The sequence below is a fragment of the Caulobacter endophyticus genome (assembly GCF_029543245.1).
GTDB classification, from domain to species: Bacteria; Pseudomonadota; Alphaproteobacteria; order Caulobacterales; family Caulobacteraceae; genus Caulobacter; species Caulobacter endophyticus_A.
This window is the reverse complement of the sequence record NZ_JARQWV010000003.1, coordinates 189,481-210,701: the sequence shown is the minus strand read 5'-3', so window position 1 is coordinate 210,701 and position 21,221 is coordinate 189,481. Positions and strand designations below refer to the sequence as shown.

At 68.6% G+C, this 21,221-nt stretch carries 17 protein-coding genes and 4 tRNA genes; 15 read left to right on the top strand and 6 right to left on the bottom strand.

The window, feature by feature from the left end:
* Positions 1–15: 15 nt before the first annotated feature.
* Positions 16–615, bottom strand: coding sequence for a hypothetical protein (locus tag P7A99_RS04255; RefSeq protein WP_277792694.1), 600 nt, complete (start codon positions 613–615; stop codon positions 16–18).
* A 206-nt stretch (positions 616–821) separates the two neighbouring features.
* Between P7A99_RS04255 and recJ the strand changes: the two genes are divergently transcribed.
* The 8 genes from recJ to P7A99_RS04215 all read left to right on the top strand — a co-directional run bounded on the left by recJ (position 822) and on the right by P7A99_RS04215 (position 4,835).
* On the top strand, positions 822–2,642 hold the full coding sequence (gene recJ / locus P7A99_RS04250; protein ID WP_277792693.1) for a single-stranded-DNA-specific exonuclease RecJ: 1,821 nt from the start codon (positions 822–824) through the stop codon (positions 2,640–2,642).
* Between the two features lie 69 nt (positions 2,643–2,711).
* Positions 2,712–2,786, top strand: a tRNA-Glu gene (locus tag P7A99_RS04245).
* 57 nt (positions 2,787–2,843) lie between these two features.
* Positions 2,844–2,918: transfer RNA gene (locus P7A99_RS04240), tRNA-Glu, on the top strand.
* A 173-nt stretch (positions 2,919–3,091) separates the two neighbouring features.
* Positions 3,092–3,682 carry a stationary phase survival cold shock domain protein CspD gene (cspD, locus tag P7A99_RS04235; protein ID WP_277792692.1) on the top strand — a complete coding sequence of 197 codons (591 nt, stop codon included), beginning with the start codon at positions 3,092–3,094 and terminating at the stop codon, positions 3,680–3,682.
* Between the two features lie 80 nt (positions 3,683–3,762).
* Positions 3,763–4,245, top strand: coding sequence for a DUF192 domain-containing protein (locus P7A99_RS04230; RefSeq protein WP_431307639.1), 483 nt, complete (start codon positions 3,763–3,765; stop codon positions 4,243–4,245).
* Between the two features lie 77 nt (positions 4,246–4,322).
* Positions 4,323–4,399: transfer RNA gene (locus P7A99_RS04225), tRNA-Pro, on the top strand.
* A gap of 25 nt (positions 4,400–4,424) precedes the next feature.
* On the top strand, positions 4,425–4,730 hold the full coding sequence (locus tag P7A99_RS04220) for an ETC complex I subunit (RefSeq protein WP_277792691.1): 306 nt from the start codon (positions 4,425–4,427) through the stop codon (positions 4,728–4,730).
* Positions 4,731–4,758: 28 nt separating this feature from the next.
* A tRNA-Arg gene (locus P7A99_RS04215) sits at positions 4,759–4,835 on the top strand.
* A gap of 113 nt (positions 4,836–4,948) precedes the next feature.
* Here P7A99_RS04215 and P7A99_RS04210 read toward each other — a convergent pair.
* A complete protein-coding gene (locus P7A99_RS04210) occupies positions 4,949–5,839 on the bottom strand; it encodes a LysR substrate-binding domain-containing protein (protein WP_277792690.1) in 891 nt (296 codons plus the stop codon).
* A 189-nt stretch (positions 5,840–6,028) separates the two neighbouring features.
* On the opposite strand from P7A99_RS04210, the gene P7A99_RS04205 reads away from it, so the two are divergent.
* The 6 genes from P7A99_RS04205 (at position 6,029) to P7A99_RS04180 (ending at position 13,564) form a co-directional block, all read left to right on the top strand.
* Complete coding sequence (locus P7A99_RS04205; RefSeq protein WP_277792689.1) at positions 6,029–8,464, top strand: TonB-dependent receptor domain-containing protein; 2,436 nt, start codon at positions 6,029–6,031, stop codon at positions 8,462–8,464.
* A gap of 70 nt (positions 8,465–8,534) precedes the next feature.
* Positions 8,535–9,680, top strand: coding sequence for a TIGR03364 family FAD-dependent oxidoreductase (locus P7A99_RS04200; protein ID WP_277792688.1), 1,146 nt, complete (start codon positions 8,535–8,537; stop codon positions 9,678–9,680).
* A complete protein-coding gene (gene phnX / locus P7A99_RS04195) occupies positions 9,677–10,489 on the top strand; it encodes a phosphonoacetaldehyde hydrolase (protein ID WP_277792687.1) in 813 nt (270 codons plus the stop codon). The genes P7A99_RS04200 and phnX overlap by 4 nt, the downstream gene beginning before the upstream one ends.
* Positions 10,486–11,817 (top strand): DUF5690 family protein, encoded by a 1,332-nt coding sequence (locus P7A99_RS04190; protein WP_277792686.1) that lies wholly within the window; start codon positions 10,486–10,488, stop codon positions 11,815–11,817. The genes phnX and P7A99_RS04190 overlap by 4 nt, the downstream gene beginning before the upstream one ends.
* Before the next feature lie 172 nt (positions 11,818–11,989).
* The gene (locus tag P7A99_RS04185; protein WP_277792685.1) at positions 11,990–12,559 is read left to right on the top strand and encodes a helix-turn-helix transcriptional regulator; all 570 of its coding nucleotides are present in this window, start codon (positions 11,990–11,992) and stop codon (positions 12,557–12,559) included.
* A 30-nt stretch (positions 12,560–12,589) separates the two neighbouring features.
* Entirely contained in the window at positions 12,590–13,564 is a 975-nt protein-coding gene (locus P7A99_RS04180) for a proline iminopeptidase-family hydrolase (protein ID WP_277792684.1), read from the top strand.
* Between the two features lie 48 nt (positions 13,565–13,612).
* Here the strand turns inward: P7A99_RS04180 and P7A99_RS04175 are convergent, their stop codons facing one another.
* Together P7A99_RS04175 and P7A99_RS04170 are read right to left on the bottom strand one after the other, a co-directional pair.
* The gene (locus tag P7A99_RS04175) at positions 13,613–14,263 is read right to left on the bottom strand and encodes a response regulator transcription factor (protein WP_277792683.1); all 651 of its coding nucleotides are present in this window, start codon (positions 14,261–14,263) and stop codon (positions 13,613–13,615) included.
* Entirely contained in the window at positions 14,247–18,266 is a 4,020-nt protein-coding gene (locus tag P7A99_RS04170; RefSeq protein WP_277792682.1) for a PAS domain-containing sensor histidine kinase, read from the bottom strand. The genes P7A99_RS04175 and P7A99_RS04170 overlap by 17 nt, the downstream gene beginning before the upstream one ends.
* A 413-nt stretch (positions 18,267–18,679) precedes the next feature.
* Between P7A99_RS04170 and P7A99_RS04165 the strand changes: the two genes are divergently transcribed.
* Positions 18,680–19,276, top strand: coding sequence for a winged helix-turn-helix domain-containing protein (locus tag P7A99_RS04165; RefSeq protein WP_277792681.1), 597 nt, complete (start codon positions 18,680–18,682; stop codon positions 19,274–19,276).
* Positions 19,277–19,307: 31 nt separating this feature from the next.
* Here the strand turns inward: P7A99_RS04165 and P7A99_RS04160 are convergent, their stop codons facing one another.
* Together P7A99_RS04160 and P7A99_RS04155 are read right to left on the bottom strand one after the other, a co-directional pair.
* Positions 19,308–20,294, bottom strand: a complete 987-nt coding sequence (locus P7A99_RS04160) for an alpha/beta fold hydrolase (protein WP_277792680.1) — start codon at positions 20,292–20,294, stop codon at positions 19,308–19,310.
* 78 nt (positions 20,295–20,372) lie between these two features.
* Complete coding sequence (locus P7A99_RS04155; protein WP_277792679.1) at positions 20,373–21,131, bottom strand: alpha/beta fold hydrolase; 759 nt, start codon at positions 21,129–21,131, stop codon at positions 20,373–20,375.
* Positions 21,132–21,221: the final 90 nt, after the last annotated feature.

The window sequence follows — 21,221 nt, the reverse complement described above, 5'->3', positions numbered from 1 at the left end:
GGGAGGGCGCGCCCGTCAGCGGGCGAGGGCGGCTTTCGAGCGCAGGGCGGTTGCGGTCGCCAGGATCGAGCCGATCAGAACCAGCTCGCCGGCGTTGCCAAGCCAGAACACGCCGCTGGCGGCGCTGCCGAACATGGCCAGGGCGCCCAGGCACAGCCACGGCACGCCCTGACGTCGCCACAGCAGCACGCCGACGCCGATCAGCACCAGCACCGTCACGATCGACGGGATAGGCGGGCTGGCGGCCGCGTGAGCGTAGCGCAGCGTGCCATGATATTCCTTGAGCACGAGGTTCAGGTTGAAGATCTCGGTATAGGCGCCGAGGGTTACCAGCGCGGCGGTCAGGATCCACACCCAGGCGCGCAGGCGGAGCCTTGCGATCCAGAACACGATCGGGATCAGCAGCGGCGTCAGCAGGCCGTGCGCCACGTAGCGCGGCACCGACAGGCCGACGAGCAGGTCACCGGCGCCGACCAGGGCCCCGGCGGCGACGATGGCGTTGTCCCAGCACAGGGCCAGGATGATGATGGTCAGCGGCCAGATGCGAAGCGAGGCCGCATAGACGCTGGCGGCCAGCATGCCCGCCGCCATCAGCCAGAACACGAGGGTGATCACGAGGGCGCTCCGTCCGATTCGCTGTCTCTATAGGGCGTTGAAGGTAGTCCTGGCGTCGCCTCTGGCGTCTCTCGCGAGCGAACTCGCCGCCACACGATCAGGCCGCACGTCCGTTTTCGCCGCAGCGGCGTGTCATGGATCGAATCCCGTAAAGGCGATAGGGTCGTCCCATGCCCCAAGACGCTGATTTCAGGCTGGTTTAGCCCATGGCCGCCGACGGTCACGCCGTACCCGCCGCCGCCGAGGCCTTCCTGGGCGTCGAGCGCTCGCTGTCCGGACGCGCCTGGCGCGAGCGCGCCGCAGACGCCTCGATCGCCCGCGACATCGCTCGCCTGCACGGCCTGTCCGAGCCCTTGGCCCGCGCGCTGGCGGCCCGGGGGATCGGGCTGGACGGCGCCCGCGACTATCTGCAACCGACCCTGAAGTCGCTGTTTCCCGATCCGTCCAGCTTCACCGACATGGATCGGGCCGCCGAGATTCTGATCGACGCCCTGGAGCAGGGGCGGCCGACCATGGTGTTCGCCGACTATGACGTCGACGGCGCCACCAGCGCCGCCCAGCTGGTCCGCTGGTTCCGGCACATGGGCGTCGAGCTGCCGATCTACATTCCCGATCGCCTGAAGGAGGGCTACGGGCCCAGCCCCGCCGCCTTCAAGACCATTCGCGACTCGGGCGCCGAACTCGTCGTCACCCTCGACTGCGGGGCGGCCGCCTACGACGCCCTCGCCAGCGCCGCCACGATCGGCCTGGAGGTCGTGGTCATCGACCACCACCTGATGCGCGAGGACCCGCCGGCGGCCGCCGCCGTGGTCAATCCTAACCGGCCGGGCTGCCAGAGCGGGCAGGGGGTGCTGGCCGCGGCCGGCGTCACCTTCATCCTGCTGGTGGCCCTCAACCGCGAGGCCCGCAAGCGCGGCCTGTTCAGCGAGGATCGCCCCGAGCCCGATCTACGCCAGTGGCTGGATCTGACCGCTCTGGGCGAGGTCTGCGACGTCACCCAGCTGGTCGGCTTCAACCGCTCGCTGACGGCCACTGGCCTGCGGGTGATGTCCAACTGGGCCAATCCGGGCCTGAAGGCCCTGCTGGACGTCGCCAAGGGGCAGGGGGCAGCTAGCGTCTTCCACGCCGGCTTCATCCTGGGACCGCGAATCAACGCCGGCGGCCGCATCGGCCGTTCCGATCTCGGCGCACGCCTGCTCTCGACGGACGATCCGATCGAGGCTCGGGCTCTGGCCGAGGAGCTCGACGCCCTCAACACCGAGCGCAAGGCCGTCGAGGCCGCCGTGGTCGAGGAGGCAGTGGCGATTCTCGAGCGCAGCAGCAACTTCAACCCCGAAGCGCCGGTGATCGTCGTGGCTGGCGAGGACTGGCATCCGGGCGTGGTCGGCATCGTCGCCAGCCGTCTGCGCGAGCGCTATCGCAAGCCCACCCTGGTGATCGGCATCGACCGGGCGGCGGGAATCGCCAAGGGCTCAGGCCGCTCGCAGCCCGGCGTGAATCTCGGCCGGGCCGTGCAGGCGGCTTTCGAGGCGGGCATGCTGATGGCCGGCGGCGGCCACGCCATGGCGGCGGGACTGACGGTGCGGCCGGATTCGATTCCCGAGCTGCGCGCCTTCCTGGAGGAGGCCCTGGCCGGCGAGATGGAGGCGGTGGGGGCCGAGTCGGTCGAGATCGACGCCCTGGTGCAGCCGCGCGCCGCCAATCGCGGCCTCTGGAGCGAGTTTCAGCAGATGGCCCCGTTCGGGCCCGGCAATGTCGAGCCGACCTTCGCCCTGGCCGGCGTGCGCCCCGAACGGGTGATGGCGTTGCGCGGTGGGCACGTGCGAGTCGACCTGGTCGGCCCCACCGGCGACCGCATCAAGGCCGTGTCCTGGCGCTCGGCGGAGACCGATCTTGGTCGTCGCCTGCTGGCCGGAGGCGGCGCGCTGCACGTCGTCGGCCGCCTGAAACCCGATGATTACATGGGCCGGGAAGGGGTTCAGCTCGAGATCGAGGACGCGGCCGACCCGCGCATGTGGACGGATTAAAAAAATCGCATCTGACCGCTTGCGCTCTCCGGGGAGCCTTTGTATATCCCCGGCTCCTCGCGGCGACGCGGTCCCTTCGTCTATCGGTTAGGACGCCAGATTTTCAATCTGGAGAGAGGGGTTCGACTCCCCTAGGGACTGCCAGTCGCGAGGCGTCTACTTTGAACTACTGCGGATTACCTTGCTTCTGTGAAGCTTAGTGGTCCCTTCGTCTATCGGTTAGGACGCCAGATTTTCAATCTGGAGAGAGGGGTTCGACTCCCCTAGGGACTGCCAACCGCAGAGTTCAGAGTTTCCCATACGACACAGAAGGCGCGACTAAACGTCGCGCCTTTCGTATTGCGCGCACTTCGCATCATTTGGCCATTGACGGCCATCCCTCCCCGAGAACAGTGTTATTCTTGTGGCGCTCGCTCCTTTGGGCTGTTTGGGCGAGCCAGAGGGGCGGAATGTCTGGTTACGACTTGGATGCATCGGGCGCGCACGAGGACCTCGTGCGTATCAGCGGCCGCGTCAAATGGTTCGACGTCGGCAAGGGTTACGGCTTCATTGTTCCAGACGATCCCGGCCAGACGGGCCTGAAAGACGTCCTGCTGCACGTCACCTCCCTGCGCAACTGCGGTCGCGAGTCGGCGCTCGAGGGCTCGGCCATCGTCTGCGACGTGGTCAAGCGGCCCAAGGGCTGGCAGGTCAGCGAGGTCGTCGATCTCGACGAGACCTCAGCGCCGGCGCCCTTGGAGCGTCCCCGCCGCACCTTCGACGAGGCTGCGCCGCGCCGCGACGGCCTGCGTGGTTTCGGCGGCGCCGCACGCCAGTCGCTGGCTCCCGCCGGTCCGCCCGAACGAGCCAAGGTCAAGTGGTTCAATCGCACCAAGGGCTATGGCTTCGTCGTCCGCGACGAGGCGCCCGGCGACATCTTCGTGCATATCGAGACCCTGCGTCGCGGCGGGCTGGAAGACCTCCAGCCGGGCGACGACGTGATGGTCCGTTTCGCCCAGGGGCCCAAGGGCCTGGTCGTCGCCGAGATCACCGCCGCCTGAGAGGGTTTGGGAGGCGGCTTTTCCGGGCGGCGAGGGGCGGGTAGGGTTCTTTCCGTTTTCACCGTTCCGGCGAGGCGTTCTTGGCCCTTCTCGACGATCCGCGTCGGCGCGACGCGCTGCGGCTGCTGGCGGGCGCCGTTCCGGCCTTCGGCCTTCCGGGGACGGCCCTCGCGGCTGGCCCGCGTCTTGAGCCGCTGGAGCTCGTTACGGGGCGCGGCGTCGTCCGATTCCAGGTCGAGATCGCCGCCACCGAGGCCGAGCAGCGCAAGGGGTTGATGTTCCGCAAGTCGCTGGCGCCCGATCGCGGCATGCTGTTCGTCTACGGCAAGCCGCGGCGCGCGGCCTTCTGGATGAAGAACACCCTGATCCCGCTCGATATTCTCTATATCGGGCCGGACGGAAGGATCCTGTCGATGGTTCGCAACGCCCGTCCGCATGACGAGATGCCGCTTCCGTCAGGCGGGCCGGTTCTGGGCGTGCTGGAGATCGCCGGGGGCAGGGCGGCCCAGTTGGGTGTGCTGCCTGGCGACCGCGTGCGTCACCGCATCTTCCCCAAGGGCTGAACCGCATCGAAAAACCCGGCCGCGCAGGCTTGCGTTTCGACCCCAAAGCCGAGTAGGAGCAACCCCTTGCTGATGTCCGGAGCGTAGCGCAGCCTGGTAGCGCATCTGTTTTGGGAGCAGAGGGTCGCAGGTTCAAATCCTGCCGCTCCGACCATCAGCAGAGCCGTTTGGAGAGGCCCATGCTCGCCCGCATCTATCGTCCCGCCAAGAACGCCATGCAGTCGGGCAAGGCCAAGACCAAGGACTGGGTGCTGGAGTTCGAACCCGCCTCGGCCCGCAAGCCTGATCCGCTGATGGGCTGGACCCAGTCGAGCGACATGAACGGTCAGGTGCGCCTCACCTTCGAAACCCGCGATGAAGCCATCGGCTACGCCCAGCGGCACGAGATCTCGTTCCAGCTGTTCGAGCCCAAGGTTCCCAAGCGCATCATCAAGGCCTACGCCGACAACTTCGCGACCAACCGCAAGCAGCCCTGGACCCACTGACGGGTCCAAACGGCTAGGCCGGCGACGCGCGCCCTTAGCTCAGTTGGATAGAGCATTCGCCTTCTAAGCGAACGGTCGCAGGTTCGAATCCTGCAGGGCGCGCCAAGCCTGCGCTTGGATTCGTGGGCGCCGTGCAGCGCCAGGCCCACGAGCAGCAAGCAATCCATAGATGCATGCGCATCCAGGCGTGCGCCGGACCTCTTCATCAGTAGGGGGCGCTAGCCGACGCCTGCATCCGAGAGTTCGCTGGCTATGGCGCGCAGGGCTCGAATGAGTGCGCTGCGTCGGCGATCCTGCTGGCAGACCAGATAACCGCGCAGCGGCTGCTCGCGGACCTGTCCCGAAAGCGTGCGGTAGGCGATGCGGGGGTCGGGCGGGCACTCCGAGGAGAAGAAGACGCTGACGCCCAGGCCCAGGGCCACGGCTTCGCGGATGGTTTCCCGGCTCTGCAACTCGAGTGTCTCGCACACCTCGACCTCGGCGGCGCCCAGGGCCTGCTCGGTGAAGGCGCGGGTCTTGGACTGGGGCTCGCGGATCAGCAGGGTCTCGCCGGCCAGGCTCTGGATCGGCGTCGTCTCCAGCGCAGCCAGCGGATGGCCGACCGGCAGGGCGACGGCGAGATGATCGGTGTAGAGCGGGTCATAGATGAACTGGCCGTCGGCGGGCGGGTCGCTGGCGATGGCCACGTCGATCTCGGCCGCGCTGAGCCAGCGGATCGTCTCGCGGGCGTTGCCCATGCGCACCTGCACGTGGGCGCCGGGATTGCGGGCGCGAAAGCGCGCCACCACCCGGGCCACCTGGGGCGGACAGTCGCCGCCGATGCGCAAGGATCCGCCGTTCAGGCTGACCGCTTCGCCCAGCATGTCGTCGACATCGGCGGCGGCCGAGAACAGCCGCTCGGTCAGGGCGAAGAGATCGCGGCCCGCGCTGGTCAGCTTCAGCGGCGAGCGGCGGCTTTCGAACAGGCCCACGCCATGGCGTTCTTCCAGGGCCTTCAGCTGTTGGGAAAGCGTGGGCTGGGCGACGTTCAGGCGGCGTGCGGCCTGGGTGACGCTGCCTTCGAGCGCGATCGCGTGGAAGGCGCGCAGATGCTGGTAGTTGGCGGCCATGGCGGAGGGTTTCCATAGGCGCGGGATGTGACGACGGCGCGACGGTTCGAAACGTCACGAACGGCGGGCATAGGCGCGACCTATGCCCCCCATCCAACCAAACGCTTGGCCTCGCCGCCGCCCGGCGCCCCATGAAGCGGCCGCCGGGACGGCAGGACGTCCCCGCTCACCGGAGACCAGGGGACACCGATGAAGATCCAGTTCAGGACGCTGCTGAGCTGCGGCGCGGCCGCGATCGCGCTGACCGCCGGCCAGGCTTGGGCGGCCGAAGAGCCCGCCGCCGATGCGGTCGACACTGTCGACACCGTGGTGGTTACCGCCGCGCCGGTGGCCCGCGGCAACGCCATCGTCACCGCTGACGCCATCGCCGCCCAGCCGGCGGCCATGAACATCATCAACGCCATCCAGGACGTGCCGGGCGTGGCCATCCGCGGCTCCGACGCCTTCAACGCCGATCCCTGGACCTACGGCGTCAACATCCGCGGCTTCGACGTCAACCTGCGCTCGTCGAAGATCGGCCAGACCATCGACGACATGCCGGCCTACAACGCCTCGTACTATCTGGGCGGCGCGCCGGCCCAGAAGTACCTGATGAGCGAGAACGTCGCGCGCATCCAGATCGACCAGGGCACGACCAGCGTCGGTTCGGCCTCGGCCTCGGCCCTGGGCGGCACCATCGCCTATGTTACCCGCGATCCCAAGGAAGAGGCCGGCGGCCTGATCTCGGTCACCCTGGGCGACAACGAGGCCCGCCGCTACGCCGGAGTCTACGACACCGGCCGCGTGCTGGGCGACACCACCCGCGCCTATGTGGGCCTGGCCCGCTTTACCGCCTGCCGCTGGGTCTATGGCTGCAGCGACGGCAGCGGCTTCGACGAGTGGCACGCGGAAGCCAAGTCAGTCACCGAGCTGGGCAAGCTGACCATCACCGCGCGGGCCTCCTATGACGACGCCGTCGACGACCCGCTGATCGAGGCCTCGCGGTCGTTCCTCGACGGCACGACGGCCGGTGACGCCTCCGTGCCCAACTGGACCAGCACGCCGGCCGGCGTGAACGAGAACTGGGCCCATGCCTGGTCGGCGCACCGCAAGAACACCCTGGCCTACGTCAAGTTCGACTACGCCTTCAGCGACGCGATCCAGTTCGAGGTCGCGCCCTACTACCATCACCAGAAAGGGCAGGGGGACTGGGCCCCGCCGTACCAGCAGATCGCCATCGACCCCAACGGCGTGCGCACCATCGCCGGCGGCACGGCCCCGGGCTCCAGCCGCAAGCGCGCCTATTATGGCTGGACCGACGCCTCGGGCGGCCAGCGGGCGGTCGTCCAGGGCGTCGACTACACCGACGTCGACGGGACCCGGATCTCCTCGTCACTGTGCTACGGCGCCGGCGGCGCGGTCTCGGCTTCGTGCACGCCGCTGCAGACCTACCGCACCAGCCTCTATGGCCACGACCGCTACGGCTTCACCTCGAAGGGCAAGTTCGCCTTCGGCCAGCACAAGATCGAGGCGGGCGTCTGGTACGAGAAGCTCGACCGCGACTTCGGCCGCGCCTGGCGGCAGATCGTCGATGTCCGCAAGGGCCCTGACTACTATAAGGCGCCGCAGCTGATCGACTTCATGCAGCACTTCACCACCGACCAGTGGAAGCTGTACGCGGAAGATACCTGGACCCTGGGCGACCTGACCCTGACGGGCGGAATCCAGAAGTACCTGATCGACATCGAAGGCCAGACCGAGGGCTGGGACGCCTACGGCAAGTCGACCGCGCCGCTGAAGACCGCGCTGAACGCCGACTCCGACGTGCTGTTCAGCCTGGGCGCGCTCTATCGGGTCAACCCCGGCCTGGAAGCCTTCGCCGGCTTCTCGCAGAACTACGGCGCGGTGGGCGACTGGGCGCTGGAGAAGACCCAGACCGACACCAGCAAGCTGAAGTCCTCGGTCGCCGACGACTTCGAGGCGGGTCTGCGTTTCCACGGCCCCCGTTTCTCGGCCCAGGTGACGGCCTATTACATCGACTACAAGAACGCGATCACCTTCTACTCGGCCGACTTCATCACCGGCGGGCCGACCGGCAGCAACGGCGGCATCAACTACACGGCCGGCACCTCGGGCGCCTACGCCAATACCGGCAAGGGCATCGAGAGCAAGGGCGTCGAGGCCAGCCTGGTCTACGAGCTGTCCGACGCTTTCACGGCCAGCGCGGCGCTGACGCTGAACGACTCCGTCTACCAGGAGGGCTTCACCGGCGGCACGGCCAACGCCGGCGCGGTCAAGCCGGTGGCCAAGGGCAATGACGTGCCCGGCGCGCCTTCGACCCTGGTGTCGCTGGGCCTGGACTACAGCCGCGACAACTTCCGGGCCGGCCTGCGCGGCAAGTACACCGGCAAGACCGCCGGCGACGCGCCCAACACGCCCAGCCTCTACCTGCCGGCCTACACGATCGTCGACCTGTCGGCGGGTTACCGCCTGCCGCTGGAGAACGGCCGCGCCGTCGACCTGCAGCTCAACGTCACCAACCTGCTGGGCGAGAAATACATCGGCGGCATGCTGGACGAATTCACCCAGCGCTACACGCGCGGCGCGCCGCGCACCGTCTCGGTCGGCCTGAACTTCAGCTTCTAGGTCGCCTGAGGCCGCGCGGGCCGCATCGATCCTCGCCGCCCGCGCGGCCGTCCTTTCCCTGACTTTCGGAATGACCAACTTGGAACAGCAATTCGATCTGGCCGTGGTCGGCGCGGGCGTCGTGGGCCTGGCCCACGCCCTGGCGGCCGCCCGGCTCGGCAAGCGGGTGGTGGTCGTCGACCGCGACGCCCAGGCCAACGGCGCCTCGGTGCGCAATTTCGGCTTCGTGACGGTCACGGGTCAGGCGCGCGGCGCGGTCTGGCGACGGGCGCGCCGCTCGGCCCAGGTCTGGGACGAGGTCGCAGGTCCCGCCGGGATCGAGGTGCTGCAGCGCGGCCTGACGATGATCGCCCGCCGTCCGGAAGCCCGGGCCGTTCTGGAAGCCTTTCTCGAGACAGAGATGGCCGAGGGCTGCGCCTGGCGCGAGGCCGGCGACCTGGCCGGCCTGCTGCCCGGCGGCGGCGAGGCGCAAGGGGCGCTGACCAGTTCGGTGGACCTGCGGGTGGAGTCCCGTACCGCCATTCCCCGCCTGGCCGCCTGGCTGGAAGCCGCGCAAGGCGTCACCTTCCTGCGCGGCGCGGCGGTCCGCGGGGTCGAGACGGGGCGGCTGGAGACCTCGGCCGGAACCGTGCGGGCCGACAGCATCGTCGTCTGTCCGGGTGACGACCTCGTCACCCTGTTCCCCGACCATTTCGCCAAGGCCGAGGTCACCCGCTGCAAACTGCAGATGCTGCGCCTGGCCGATCCGGGCTGGCGCCTGCCGGCGCCGGTGATGTCCGACCTCGGTCTCGTTCGCTATCTCGGCTATGCCGACCTGCCCGAAGCGGCCGCCTTGCGGGCGCGGCTGGAGGCCGAGCAGGCCCAGCATCTCGAGCACGGCGTCCACCTGATCGTGGTGCAGAGCGCCGACGGCTCGCTGGTGGTCGGCGACAGTCATCACTACGCCGCCACGCCCGATCCCTTCGCCCGCGACGACGTCGACGCCCTGATCCTCGACGAGTTCGCCAAGGTATTCGGCCAGGCGCCGCCGGCGGTGCTCGAGCGCTGGACGGGCACCTACGCCTCGGCGTCGGGCCACAGCCTGGTCGAGGCCCCCATGCCGCGCGTGCGCCTGGTGACCGTGACCAGCGGCACCGGCGCCTCCACCGCCTTCGGCCTCGCCGAAGAGGTGATCGCCGGCCTCTACGACCTGCCCCAGCAAGGAGCCGCCGCATGAGCCAGTCTCTTATCCAGGCCGTCGTCTTCGACTGGGCCGGCACCATGATCGACTTCGGCTGTCGCGCGCCTGTCGTGGCTCTGCGCGATGTGTTCGGCCAGGCGGGGGTCGAGATCTCCGAAGCCGAGGCGCGGGCGGACATGGGCAAGGCCAAGCGGGATCACGTGCGGGCGCTGCTGGCCATGCCGCGCATCGCCGACCTGTGGCGAGAGCGTCATGGCGCGGCCTCGACCGAGGCCGACGTCGATCGCCTGCACGACGCGGTGGAGCCTCGCATGCGCGAGGCCGCCCGGACCTGCGCCGCCCTGATCCCAGGCGCCGCGGAGGTCGCCGCCGATCTCGCGGCGCGCGGCGTGCGGATCGGCTCCACCACCGGCTACACCCGGCCGATGATGGCCGACATCCTGCCGCTGGCGGCGGGGCAGGGCTATGCGCCACAGGTCGTGGTCTGCGCCGGCGAGACGGCCGCGGGGCGACCTTCGCCGCTGATGATGTGGAAGGCCCTGGTCGAGCTGGGCGCCTGGCCGGCGCGGGCCTGCGTCAAGGTCGACGACGCGGTGGTCGGGATCGGCGAGGGCCTCAAGGTCGGCGCCTGGACCGTCGGCCTGTCGGCCTCGGGCAACGGCGTCGGCCTGAGCGCCGAAGACCTGGCCGCGCTGCCCGCCGCCGAGCGCGCCGCCCGCATCGAGGCCTCGGCCGCCGCCCTCCGCCAGGCCGGCGCGCACTACGTGATCGAGAGCGTAGCCGACCTGCCCGGCGTGCTGTCCGACATCGAGGCCCGCATCGCGGCCGGCGAGGCGCCCCGGTGAGCGGCGCGGCGCAGGGGCCGGTCGGCCGCTGGCTGTCGCGCGCGCCGGCCTGGGCGTTCGCGGCCTATGGGGGCCTTGCCGCCTTCGCCGCCTACTTCTCGATGTACGCCTATCGCAAGCCTTTCGCCGCCGCCGACTGGGGCGACGTCGCCGGCTGGCCCTTCGCCATCGACTTCAAGATCGCCCTGGTGATCGCCCAGGTCGCCGGTTACGCGCTTTCGAAGGTGATCGGGGTCAAGGTGGTGTCCGAGACCCCGCCGGCGCGAAGGGCGGTCATGATCCTGGCGCTGGTCGGCGGGGCCGAGCTGGCCCTGGTGCTGCTGGGCGTCCTGCCGCCGGCGCTGGCGCCGCTGGCCCTGTTCGCCAACGGTCTGGGCCTTGGCATGATCTGGGGGCTGGTGTTCGGCTTCCTGGAGGGGCGACGCCTGTCCGAGGCGCTCGGGGCCATGCTCTGCGCCAGCTTCATCCTGGCCTCGGGCGTCGTGAAGTCGGCGGGCAAGACCTTGCTGTTGCTCGGCGTCGACGAGCGCTGGATGCCGGCCCTGACGGGCCTGCTGTTTGCGCCGCTGCTGTTCGTGGCCGTCGCGGGGCTCGCCCAGATGCCGCCGCCGGACGCCGCCGACGAGGCCGAGCGGGTGCGCCGCGCGCCGATGTCGGCCCGCGACCGCGCCGCCCTGCTGGCCGCGCACGGACCGGTGCTGACGGTTCTGGTCGCCGTCTACGTGCTGCTGACGGCGGTGCGCGACTTCCGCGACAACTTCTCGGCCGAGATCTGGGCCGAGCTGGGCTTCAAGGACGCCGCGGCCATGTTCAGCGTCTCCGAACTGCCGATCGCCGTGGTCGTGCTGGTCGGCATGGCGGCGCTGATCCGTGTCCGGGACAATCGGCGCGCCGTCGGCTTCAACTTGGCCTTCATCGGCGGCGGACTGGCGCTGCTGGGCGCCTCGACGCTGCTGCACCAGACCGGGCTGCTGGGGCCGGTCGGCTGGATGGCCGCCAGCGGGGCGGGGCTCTACATGGCCTACACGCCTTTCAACGGCATGCTGTTCGACCGGATGATCGCCGCCACCGGGACGGTGGGCACGGCCGGCTTCCTGATCTACGTCGCCGACGCCAGCGGTTATGTCGGCAGCGTGGCCCTGCTGCTGGTCAAGGCGTTCGCCCGTTTGCAGCTAGACTGGATCGGTTTCCTGACGGCGCTGGCCTATGTCGCCAGCCTGGCCGGTCTGGCGGGGATCGCGATCGCGGGGTCGCTGCTGAACGCCAAGCCGAAGCCTCGGACACGCTTGACGCCGGCGGAGGCTGATGGCGACCCTTTGGGCGCCTGATCATTTGGATCCCCCGGGCCCCGCCAATGGGGCCTGGGGCGACGATGCCGGCTCGCGGTCCGTAGCGGACTGTCCCTGTGGCGCAAAGCTACCGGCCTTAACCGCGCTTAATGCCGCCTCGGCGACCCAAGGCCGTAGACTCCTCGATGAGATTGTCGAGGGAGTGAGGCGGATGCGCGAGCCCATGCCGGTGCAGGCCGTGGTGCGGGAGCAGCTTGGTGGGCGCCCGCCGGACCTTGCGACGATCACCGTCCTGGTCCGTGAAGGACTAGAGCACCTCGAACACGATCCGGGCGCGGCCCGCCTGTGCCTGGCGGCCGCCGAGCGCCTGCTCATGCCGCGCGATCCGTTCCCGGCCGGCGGGCTGCTGGCGTGGCAGATAAAGCGCGTAGGCAGGTATCTCGACCATCAGCTCGATGATCGGATCACGCTCAAGGCCGTGGCCGAGCAGGTCCGCCTGAGCCCGAGCTACTTCTCCCGGTGCTTTCGCCGCAGCTTCGGCGCGCCGTTCGCCAAGTTCGTCATGCAAAAGCGCATCGAGCGGGCCCAGCAACTGATGGTGACCAGTCCCATGAGCCTGGGCCAGATCGCGCTGGCTTGCGGTTTCGCCGACCAGGCGCACTTCACCCGCGCCTTCACCAACCTCACGGGTGGCGCTCCGGGGAAATGGCGTCGCCAGATCACCGATCGCGACCTGCAGCCGCCGCCGCGCCGCACCGCGGCGCTCGTCTCGGGCCATTAGGCCGGGCCGTATCCAGACCAGGGAGCAGACATGAGCAGGAACATGGAATGGACGCGCCGCGAAGCCTGGCAGGGCGCGGCGTCGCTGGCCGCGCTGTTCGGCGTTGCGGGGTGCGGCGGCCCGGCCGGCGCCGGCATCGTCTCGGAGGAGGGCTATGCCGCGGTTCCCGGCGGCAGGATCTACTGGCGGCGGTTCGGAAGCGGCGACAAGACGCCGTTGCTCGCCCTGCATGGCGGGCCGGGCGCGTCTCACAGCTATCTGCTGCCGCTGCAGGCGCTGGCCGATGAACGCCCGGTGATCCTCTACGACCAGCTCGGCTGCGGCCGGGCGGACGCGCCGGAAGAGGACGGCGTCTATTCGATCCAGCGCTCGGTCGAGGAGGTCGACGCCGTGCGGGCGGCGTTGGGCCTGGAGCGGGTCGCGCTGCTGGGCCATTCCTGGGGCGCGCTGCTCGCCGTCGAGTATCTGTGCCAGGGGCGGGGCGAGGGCGTGGATCGCCTGATCCTAAGCGGCGCCATGGCCAGCATTCCCCAGGTGGTGGCCGGTTTCGAGCGTCTGTTCGCCACCATGCCTGACGGCTGGGGCGAGAAGATCCATGCCCTGGAGAAGGCGGGTAAGACCGGCGCGCCTGAATACGCCGAACTGGTCCAGAGGTTCTACGACGCCTTCGTCCTGCGGGCGCCGCCCAGCCCCGAGGTGCTGGCGACCCTGGAGGCGCTGGCCAGGTCGCCGGCCTATCGCGTGCTCAACGGTCCCAACGAGTTCACGATCATCGGCAAGATCAAGGACTGGGATCGCCGCAAGGATCTCAAGGCGATCACCCAGAAGACCCTGATCACCACCGGCCAGTTCGACGAGATAACCCTCGACTGCCACGAGACCCTTCGCGACGGGATCGCCGGTCCGGCCAGGCTGGCGGTGATGACGGGGTGCTCGCACCTGACGATGAACGAGCAGCCGGCGCGGTATGTCGCTCTGCTGCGGGACTTTCTCAACGAGGCCTGACGCCGGGCCGCCGGCGATGGGGCGATGCTCGCCGGCCAGGCTGCCGGTTCAGAGTTCCGGTCCCGTCTCGGCCTTGGCCAGCCGGTCGGCCATGCGGACCAGGTCGGGCAGGGACTCCGCTTCCATCTTCTTCATCACCTGGCCGCGGTGAAGCTTGACCGTCGCTTCGGTTATGGCGACGCGCTCGGCGATCTGCTTGTTCAGAAGGCCGGCCGCGACCAGGGCGAAGACCTGACGCTCGCGCTCGGAGAGGATCTGGTAGCGCGCACGGAGCGCCTCGTCGCCCTTGGCGTCCTCACGGCGTTTCTGGTCGGCGGCCAGGGCCCGGTTAACCGCTTCCAGAAGGTCCTGCTCGCGCACCGGCTTGGTGAGCACGTCGACGGCGCCGGCCTTCATCGCGCGAACCGCCATCTGGACGTCGACGTGGCCGCTGATGAGCACCACCGACTGCGATACGCCGCTTCTGGCCAAGGCCTCCTGGAACTCCAGGCCGCTGCGTCCGGGCAGCCGAATGTCCAGGACGATGCATCCCGCGCGTCGAAGCCGGCCGGCATCGAGAAACGCCTGCACCGAGCCATAGATTTCGGTCACCAGTCCCACCGACTGGAAAAGCCCGCGCAGGGCTTCGCGAACGCTTTCGTCGTCGTCGATGACGGCGACGACGCGCTCGTTCTCGTCGCCCTTAGCCTTTGGAAACATCAACGCCGTATCCTTCCGCCAAGGGCAGGGTGAAGCTGAATACCCCGCCGCGCGTCTCGTTGTTGCACGCCCAGATCCTGCCGCCGTGGGCTTCGATGATCGAGCGACAGATCGAAAGGCCCATGCCGATCCCTTCGGCCTTGGTGCTGAAGAAGGCCTCGAACAGCCGATCGGGATCTTCGGCCCCGAGCCCCGGCCCCGTGTCGGCGACGCTCACCAAGGCGTCGCTGTCGAGAACTTCGGCGCTCACCGTGAGGCGGCGCTGGCCTGTGGTCGCGCTAGCCATCGCCTCGATCGCATTCATGACGAGGTTGAGGACGACCTGCTGCAACTGGGTGCCATCGCCCCGGATGGCGATCCTGCAATCGCCCAGCTCGGCTCTGGCGACGATGTGGTGGCGCCTGAGTTCGCCTTCCAGCAGTTCGAGCACCACGGGGATCACCCGGTCTAGTAGCACCCGGTCCTGGCGCGGCGTGGACTTGCGGGCCAGGTTGCGCAGGCTGGTAATAATGTCGCCGGCCCGGTGGCCGTCGCGCACGATGCGTTCGGCGGCCTGCCGCGCCATGGCCAGATCCGGCTCTTCGCCATTCAGCCAGCGCAGGCAGGCGCCGGCGTTGGTGACGACCGCCATCAGTGGCTGGTTGACTTCATGGGCGATCGAGACGGCCAGCTCGCCCATGGTCGTCATGCGCGTCGCGTGCGCCAGTTCGTTCTGGCTTTGACGCAGGTCTTCCTCGGCGCGCTTGCGGTTCTCAATGTCCACATTGACGCCGAACCACTGGGTGAGGTTGCCGTCGCCGTCGAAGAACGGGCACGCCCGGATCAGGAACCAGCGATAGGCTCCGTCCGCACGGAGAAGGCGCAGCTCGGCTTCGCCCGGCAGTCCCGAAGCGATCACCCGCTCCCACATCTCGATGATGGGGCCGCGGTCGTCGGGATGGATGTAATTGGCGAAACCGAAGCCCAGCACGTCTTCGAGCCGGGCGCCGGCATAGTCCAGATACTGCTGGCTCCAGAAGGTCGTGGCGCCATGCGCGTCGGACGCCCAGGTCAGGCCAGGGATGGACGAGACGATCTGCTGCAACTGGCGTTCGCTGTCGCGCAGCGCCGTTTCGCTGGCCTTGAACGCATCCTGCGCGTCCTTGCGGTCCTCGATGTCGATGTTGACGCCGAACCATTCCACGACCTGTCCGGCCTCGTTGTAGGAAGGGCTCGCGCGGAACAGCATCCAGCGGTACCCGCCGTCCGCCCTTCTCAAACGTGCTTCATGTTCGGTCGCACGACCCTCTGAAATGGCCCGGGCCCACGCCGCCAGAAGCGCGTCGGCGTCTTCAGGATGGAGGGCGTCTTCCCACGCGCCGGCCAGGGCCAGTTCCGCGTCCAGTCCGATATAGTCCAGATACTGCTGGCTGAGGAACGTGACGGCGCCGTCGGCGGTCGCCGACCAGACGAGACCTGGCACGGCGTTGATGATGTGCTCCAGCCTGCGCTGTTGGCCGCGAAGCGCCGTCTCACTGGCCCGCAGCGCCTCTTCCGCCCGCTTTCTGTCCTCGATGTCGACGACGATGCCGTACCATTTGAGAACGCTGCCATCGCCGTCCAGCAAAGGTTGCTGGCGAAAGGCGAACCATCTGTATTCGCCGTCGCGGCCCCTCATGCGGCCTTCCGTCTCCTGGGGGCGCGTCGAGCCGACGACCTCGTTCCAGGTCGAGCGCAGGCGCTCCAGGTCATCGGGATGGAAAAGCCGATAGAAGCCATCGCCCTCGACCTCTTCAAAGGCGACGCCCGCGAAGTCCAGGAATGTCTGGTTCCACGAATCCAGCATGCCGTCCGGCTTCGTCGACCAGACCATCGCCGGGATGGTGCTGATCGTAAGGCTCAGCGATCGCTCGCTTTGCCGCAACGCCGCCTCGCTGGCCTTGAGGGCCTCTTCGGTCCGCTTGAGCTCCTCGATGTCGAGATCGACGCCAAACCATCGCACCGTTCCGTTCGCGTCATGAAACTTCTGTCCGGCGAAGTAGAACCAGCGATACTCGCCGTCGAAGCGCCGGATCCGAGCCTGCGCGAGCGAGGTGTCCCTGTCCTGGGCCAGGCGCCAGGCTTCCAGCAGGCCGTCCACATCGTCAGGGTGGATCACGTCGGCGAAGCCGAAATCCAGGATCGTTTCGGCGGGCAGGCCGACGTAGTCCAGATATCTCTGGTTCACGAAATCGGCGCTGCCACCGGCCTTGGCCGACCAGATCAGCACTGGCAGTGAATTGAGGATGAGGCTGACGTTACGCTCGCTGGCGAGCACGGCGGCCTCAGCGCGCTTGCGGTCCTCGATGTCCAGATTGACGCCATACCAGCGGATGATCTCGCCCGCTGCGTTCCGCAAGGGGCTGCAACGGCAGATCAGCCAGCGGTACTCGCCATCGGCGCGCCGCGAGCGACCCTCGATATCGCCGCCGACGCCCGACGCCATCATCGCCTGCCACTCGGCGAACATGCGCTCGACGTCGTCCGGGTGGAATTGCGACAGGAAGCCTGTTCCGATCAACTCCTCCAGCGGGCGGCCGAGGAAGTCGAGCATGCTCTTGTTGAACTGGTCGGCCTGGCCATCGGCGGTTGTCGACCAGGCCATGCCGGGGATGGTGTCGAGCATCAGGCTCAGCGTGCGCTGGCTTTCGCGCAGCGCCGCTTCGCTGGCCCGAAGCGCGTCTTCGGCGCGCTGCAGGTCCTCGATGTCGACATTGCATCCGAACCAGCGGACCACGCCGTTGGCGTCCGTCAGCTTGCGGCCCGCGAAGTAGAACCAGCGGTACTGGCCGTCCGCACCTCGGATCCGGCCCTTGAGGGCGGTCTGGTCGTTATAGGTGATGTCCCGTGTCCAGATCTCCATCATGCCCGGCACGTCGTCGGGGTGGTAGAGGTCGAGGAAGCCCCACTCCAGGATCTTGTCGGCAGGCTCGCCGGCATAGTCGCGCCAGCTGTCGTTGATGAAGTCGGCGCTGCCGTCGGGGCGGGCCGACCAGACCAGCACCGGCAGCGAATTGATGATCAGGTTGAGGTTCTGCTCGCTGGCCAGCAGGGCGGCACGCGCCTCCTCGAGCGCGGTTTCGGCGCGCTTGCGATCCTCGATGTCGGCCCCGGCTCCGTACCACTTGATGACGTCGCCGTCGGCGTCGAACAGCGGGTTCTGGCGAAGGACGAACCAGCGGTATTCGCCATCGGCTCGACGCATGCGGCCTTCGACGTCGCGCGGCTGCTTGGTGGCCATGATCTCCTGCCAGGCGGCCAGCAGGTGGGCGGTGTCGTCGGGATGGAAGATCGGCCAGAAGCCCTGGCCGCTGATCTCCTCGGCGGTCCATCCGACGTAGTCGACGAAGGTCTGGTTGCAGAAGTCGATCAGCCCGTCCGGCGTCGTCGACCAGGCCATGGCCGGGATAGTGTTGATGGTCAGGTGCAGCCGCCACTCGCTCTGCGCCAGGGCCTCGGCGGAAAGGGGCTTGTCGCGCGGGTCGACGGGCGGCTGGCGTTCGCTGAGCTGGCGCACCTCGCGGCACGCCAGGCCCGCCTGCGCCGCGGCGAGCTTGAGCTTCGAAAGCTCAATCCGATCGGGAAAGCCCGCTCGGCGCGCGCCCGCCAGGATCACGCCGACCCCGGCGGTCTGGCCAAGCGGGCATTGGATCGTCGACACGCGCTCGCCGCCGAGCATGGGCATGATTGCGGAGGCCTCGCCGGCGGGCCAGCTTTCCAGCGCTTCGCGGATCTCTTCGTCCGGGCAGTTCGCGTTGAAGGCCGGGGCGACGCGCAGGAAGACGTGCGTTGTGTCGTTGAAGCGCAGGCCGACGAAGTCCAGAGCGAGCATCTCGAGCAGGGTGTCGAGCACGCTTTCGGCGATGGAGGTTGGGTCGAGCCCCTTCCAGGCCTCCGGCAGAAGGCTCAGGCGCTCGATATCGCGTTGAAGTTGTTCCAGGGCCTGACCTTCGCTCGGCGATGAGATGACGTGCGGAGAGATCACGGGACGTCCTTCGTGTTGTCTCTCCGACGCAACCCCAACCTAGCGCGCGGGCGTCGCGGCTGCCATCTCACCAAGGTCGAAGCCGGCTCGACCTTCGGCTAGCTGCACGGAGGCCGTCAGACGGAGGCTGACCTCAGGCGCGCCCTGTTGGCGGGCGGTTCGCGAAGTCGCAGCCGCAGCGGGCCTTGCGCCGGACGAGGCTCGCAAAGACGCCGGCGCCGGCTAGACCAAGGTCGAGCGCGGCATGTCCAGCGGAGATAGACGCGCGACCATCGACGAATTGAAGGCCCACGACGGCGAGCGCTAGCGTCACGGTGTCAGCAAAAGGAGGGCAGCGTGCCGAAACTTTCGAGGATCGCCCGCCGGTCGCGCGATGCGGATGGCCTGGATACGCCGGTCGAGGCCGCGCGCCGATGACCAACGCACCTTCCTTTGCCTTCGGCGACTATCTGTTCATTCCCCGTCGGCAGCTGCTGCTGAAGGACGGCCAGCCCGTTCGGATCGGCTGCAGGGCCCTCGACCTGCTGGAGGCCTTTGTCCGGCGTCCCGGCGAAATGCTCAGCAAGCGCCAACTGCTGGAAGAGGCCTGGCCCAGCACGACGGTCGTCGAGGGAAATCTGAAGGTGCACATCGCGGCCCTGCGTCGCGCGCTCGATGATGATGCGGATTTCGCCACATACATCGCCACCGTGAACGGTCGGGGCTATCGGTTCATCGCGCCCGTCGTGGCGAGCGGCGCAGGCGCCGCCGTCGGCGCTGGGGGACAGTCGAAGCTTCCCGGGGGCGAGGTCGGCGACGCGCCTCCCGCGCCCCCGGAGTTCCAGGATATCGTCGCGCTGCTCGCCCAGACCATGCGCTCGACGGTGATCGACCTGCCGCGAGAGGCCGTAGCCGGCGAGCCGGCTACGGCGCTGCGCAGGGTCCTGTTCATCGAGTTGACGGCGCGGGACGAGGCCTGGATCGAAGACATGTTCGCCCAGCGCAGGCAGGCGGTGTCCGCGACGCCGTGAGCGCCGCGGACGTTTCGAGCAGCAGGAGGCGTTATTTCCCGACCTTGCGGTCGAGGAAGTCGCGGATCAGCGGCGCCATCACGTCGAGACGGTCCTCCAGGGCGAAGTGGCCGCTGTCGAGGATGTGGATCTCGGCCTTGGGCAGGTCCCGCAGATAGGGATGGGCGCCGGCCTCCGGGAAGATCTTGTCATTCTTGCCCCAGACGATCAGCGTCGGCGGCTGGCGATCGCGGAAGAACTTCTGGAAGTCGGGATAGAACGGCACGTTGGAGCCGTAGTCGCCCAACATGTCCAGCTGGACATCGCGGTTACCCGGACGGTCGAGCAGCGCCTGGTCGTGCACCCAGTTGTCGGGGCTGATGCGGCCCACGTCGCCCATGCCGTCGGTGTACTGGAACTTGGTGATGTCCAGGGTGACCAGGCCGTTCAGGGCGTCGCGGTTCTTCTGCGAGCGGTCCTTCCAGTAGACCTTGATCGGGTCCCAGAAGGGCGATTGCAGGCCCTCGTCATAGGCGTTGCCGTTCTGGACGATCAGGCCGCTGACGCGCTCGGGATGCTTCAGCGCCAGCCGGTAGCCGATCGGGGCGCCGTAATCCATGACGTACATGGTGTAGCGCTTGGCGCCGAGCTGGGTGACCAGCTTGTCGACGATGTCGGCCTGGTTGGCGAAGGTATAGGAAAACTTCGTGTGATCCGGTGCGTCACTCTGGCCATAGCCCGGGTAGTCGGGCGCGATGACCCGGTACTTGTCGGCCAGCAGCGGGATCAGGTTGCGGAACATGTGCGACGAGGTCGGAAAGCCGTGCAGCAGCAGCACCACCGGGCCGTCCGCCGGACCCGCCTCGCGGTAGAACACCTTCACGCCGTCGACGGTGGCGGTGCGGTAGTGAATGACCGGGGGCGCCGGGCGGGCGGGCGCGCTCGGCGCCGGCGCGGCGAGGGCAGGGGGCGCGGCGGTCAGGGTCGCGGCGGCGAAGGCGACGGCGGCCAGCGCCGCCGACATGAACAGTCGGGTCATCGATATCTCCTTGGATCTCTGGGGAGGAAGGTGGACACGCCGCGCGCCGTGGCGCGGCGAGATCGTCCGGCGGGCCGACTACTTGCTCGCGTCGGCCGCCATCGCGATGAAGTCGGCGACCTCGCCGGGCCGGGAGAGCATCACGGCGTGGCTGCTCGGCGTTTCGGCCAGGGTGGCCTTGGCGCGCACCGCCATCGCGCGCTGCGCCGCGGGCGGGATCATCAGGTCCTGGGTGGCCAGCAGGTAGTAGCTGGGCTTGGCCTTCCAGGCCGGCGCGGTGATCTTGCCGCCGACCGCGCCCAGGCCCCACGGGACCTGCGAGACCGCCATGAAGCGGGTCGCCGCCGGATCGACGTCGGCGGCGAAGGCCGCGGGGAACTTCCCTGGATCGACCTGGATGAAGCCGTCCTTGGGCGGCAGTAGCGGCGCGGGAGGCGCTCCGGGCACCGGCGTGCTGGCCAACTGCAGGACGGATTCGCCCGCGTCGGGTGCGAAGGCGGCCAGATAGACCAGGCTCCTGACCTTGGGATCGGCGCCGACCTGGGTGATCACCGCGCCGCCGTAGGAGTGGCCGACCAGTATGACGGGATGCCTGGCCTGGGCGATGACCTGCCGGGTCGCCTCGGCGTCGCCATCCAGCGTGATGGTCGGGTTCTGGACGACGAGAACCTCGAAGCCCTTGTTCGACAGCAGGTCGTAGACCGGCCGCCAGCCTGAGGCGTCGACGAAGGCCCCGTGGACCAGGACGATGGACACCGGCTTCTCGGCGGCGACGGCCGCGCCGACGGGCGCGACGACGGTCATGGCCGCGATCATTCCAGCTAGGGCGCGCTTCATCGTGTTCTCCATGGGGGCGACAGAGCCCGGGGCGGGCGTCGGTCGACAGGATTAGTCCCCAGGGAGGTCGTCGTGGTGTTAGGCGTGGTA

Bases quoted from the DNA above. Each gene is read 5' to 3' on its own strand.
- phnX (WP_277792687.1), top strand. From the start codon at position 9,677: ATGAGCCAGTCTCTTATCCAGGCCGTCGTCTTCGACTGGGCCGGCACC.
- P7A99_RS04200 (WP_277792688.1), top strand. From the start codon at position 8,535: ATGACCAACTTGGAACAGCAATTCGATCTGGCCGTGGTCGGCGCGGGC.
- P7A99_RS04185 (WP_277792685.1), top strand. From the start codon at position 11,990: ATGCGCGAGCCCATGCCGGTGCAGGCCGTGGTGCGGGAGCAGCTTGGT.
- P7A99_RS04220 (WP_277792691.1), top strand. From the start codon at position 4,425: ATGCTCGCCCGCATCTATCGTCCCGCCAAGAACGCCATGCAGTCGGGC.
- P7A99_RS04165 (WP_277792681.1), top strand. From the start codon at position 18,680: ATGACCAACGCACCTTCCTTTGCCTTCGGCGACTATCTGTTCATTCCC.
- recJ (WP_277792693.1), top strand. From the start codon at position 822: ATGGCCGCCGACGGTCACGCCGTACCCGCCGCCGCCGAGGCCTTCCTG.
- P7A99_RS04155 (WP_277792679.1), bottom strand. From the start codon at position 21,131: ATGAAGCGCGCCCTAGCTGGAATGATCGCGGCCATGACCGTCGTCGCG.
- P7A99_RS04210 (WP_277792690.1), bottom strand. From the start codon at position 5,839: ATGGCCGCCAACTACCAGCATCTGCGCGCCTTCCACGCGATCGCGCTC.
- P7A99_RS04205 (WP_277792689.1), top strand. From the start codon at position 6,029: ATGAAGATCCAGTTCAGGACGCTGCTGAGCTGCGGCGCGGCCGCGATC.
- cspD (WP_277792692.1), top strand. From the start codon at position 3,092: ATGTCTGGTTACGACTTGGATGCATCGGGCGCGCACGAGGACCTCGTG.
- P7A99_RS04175 (WP_277792683.1), bottom strand. From the start codon at position 14,263: ATGTTTCCAAAGGCTAAGGGCGACGAGAACGAGCGCGTCGTCGCCGTC.
- P7A99_RS04160 (WP_277792680.1), bottom strand. From the start codon at position 20,294: ATGACCCGACTGTTCATGTCGGCGGCGCTGGCCGCCGTCGCCTTCGCC.
- P7A99_RS04180 (WP_277792684.1), top strand. From the start codon at position 12,590: ATGAGCAGGAACATGGAATGGACGCGCCGCGAAGCCTGGCAGGGCGCG.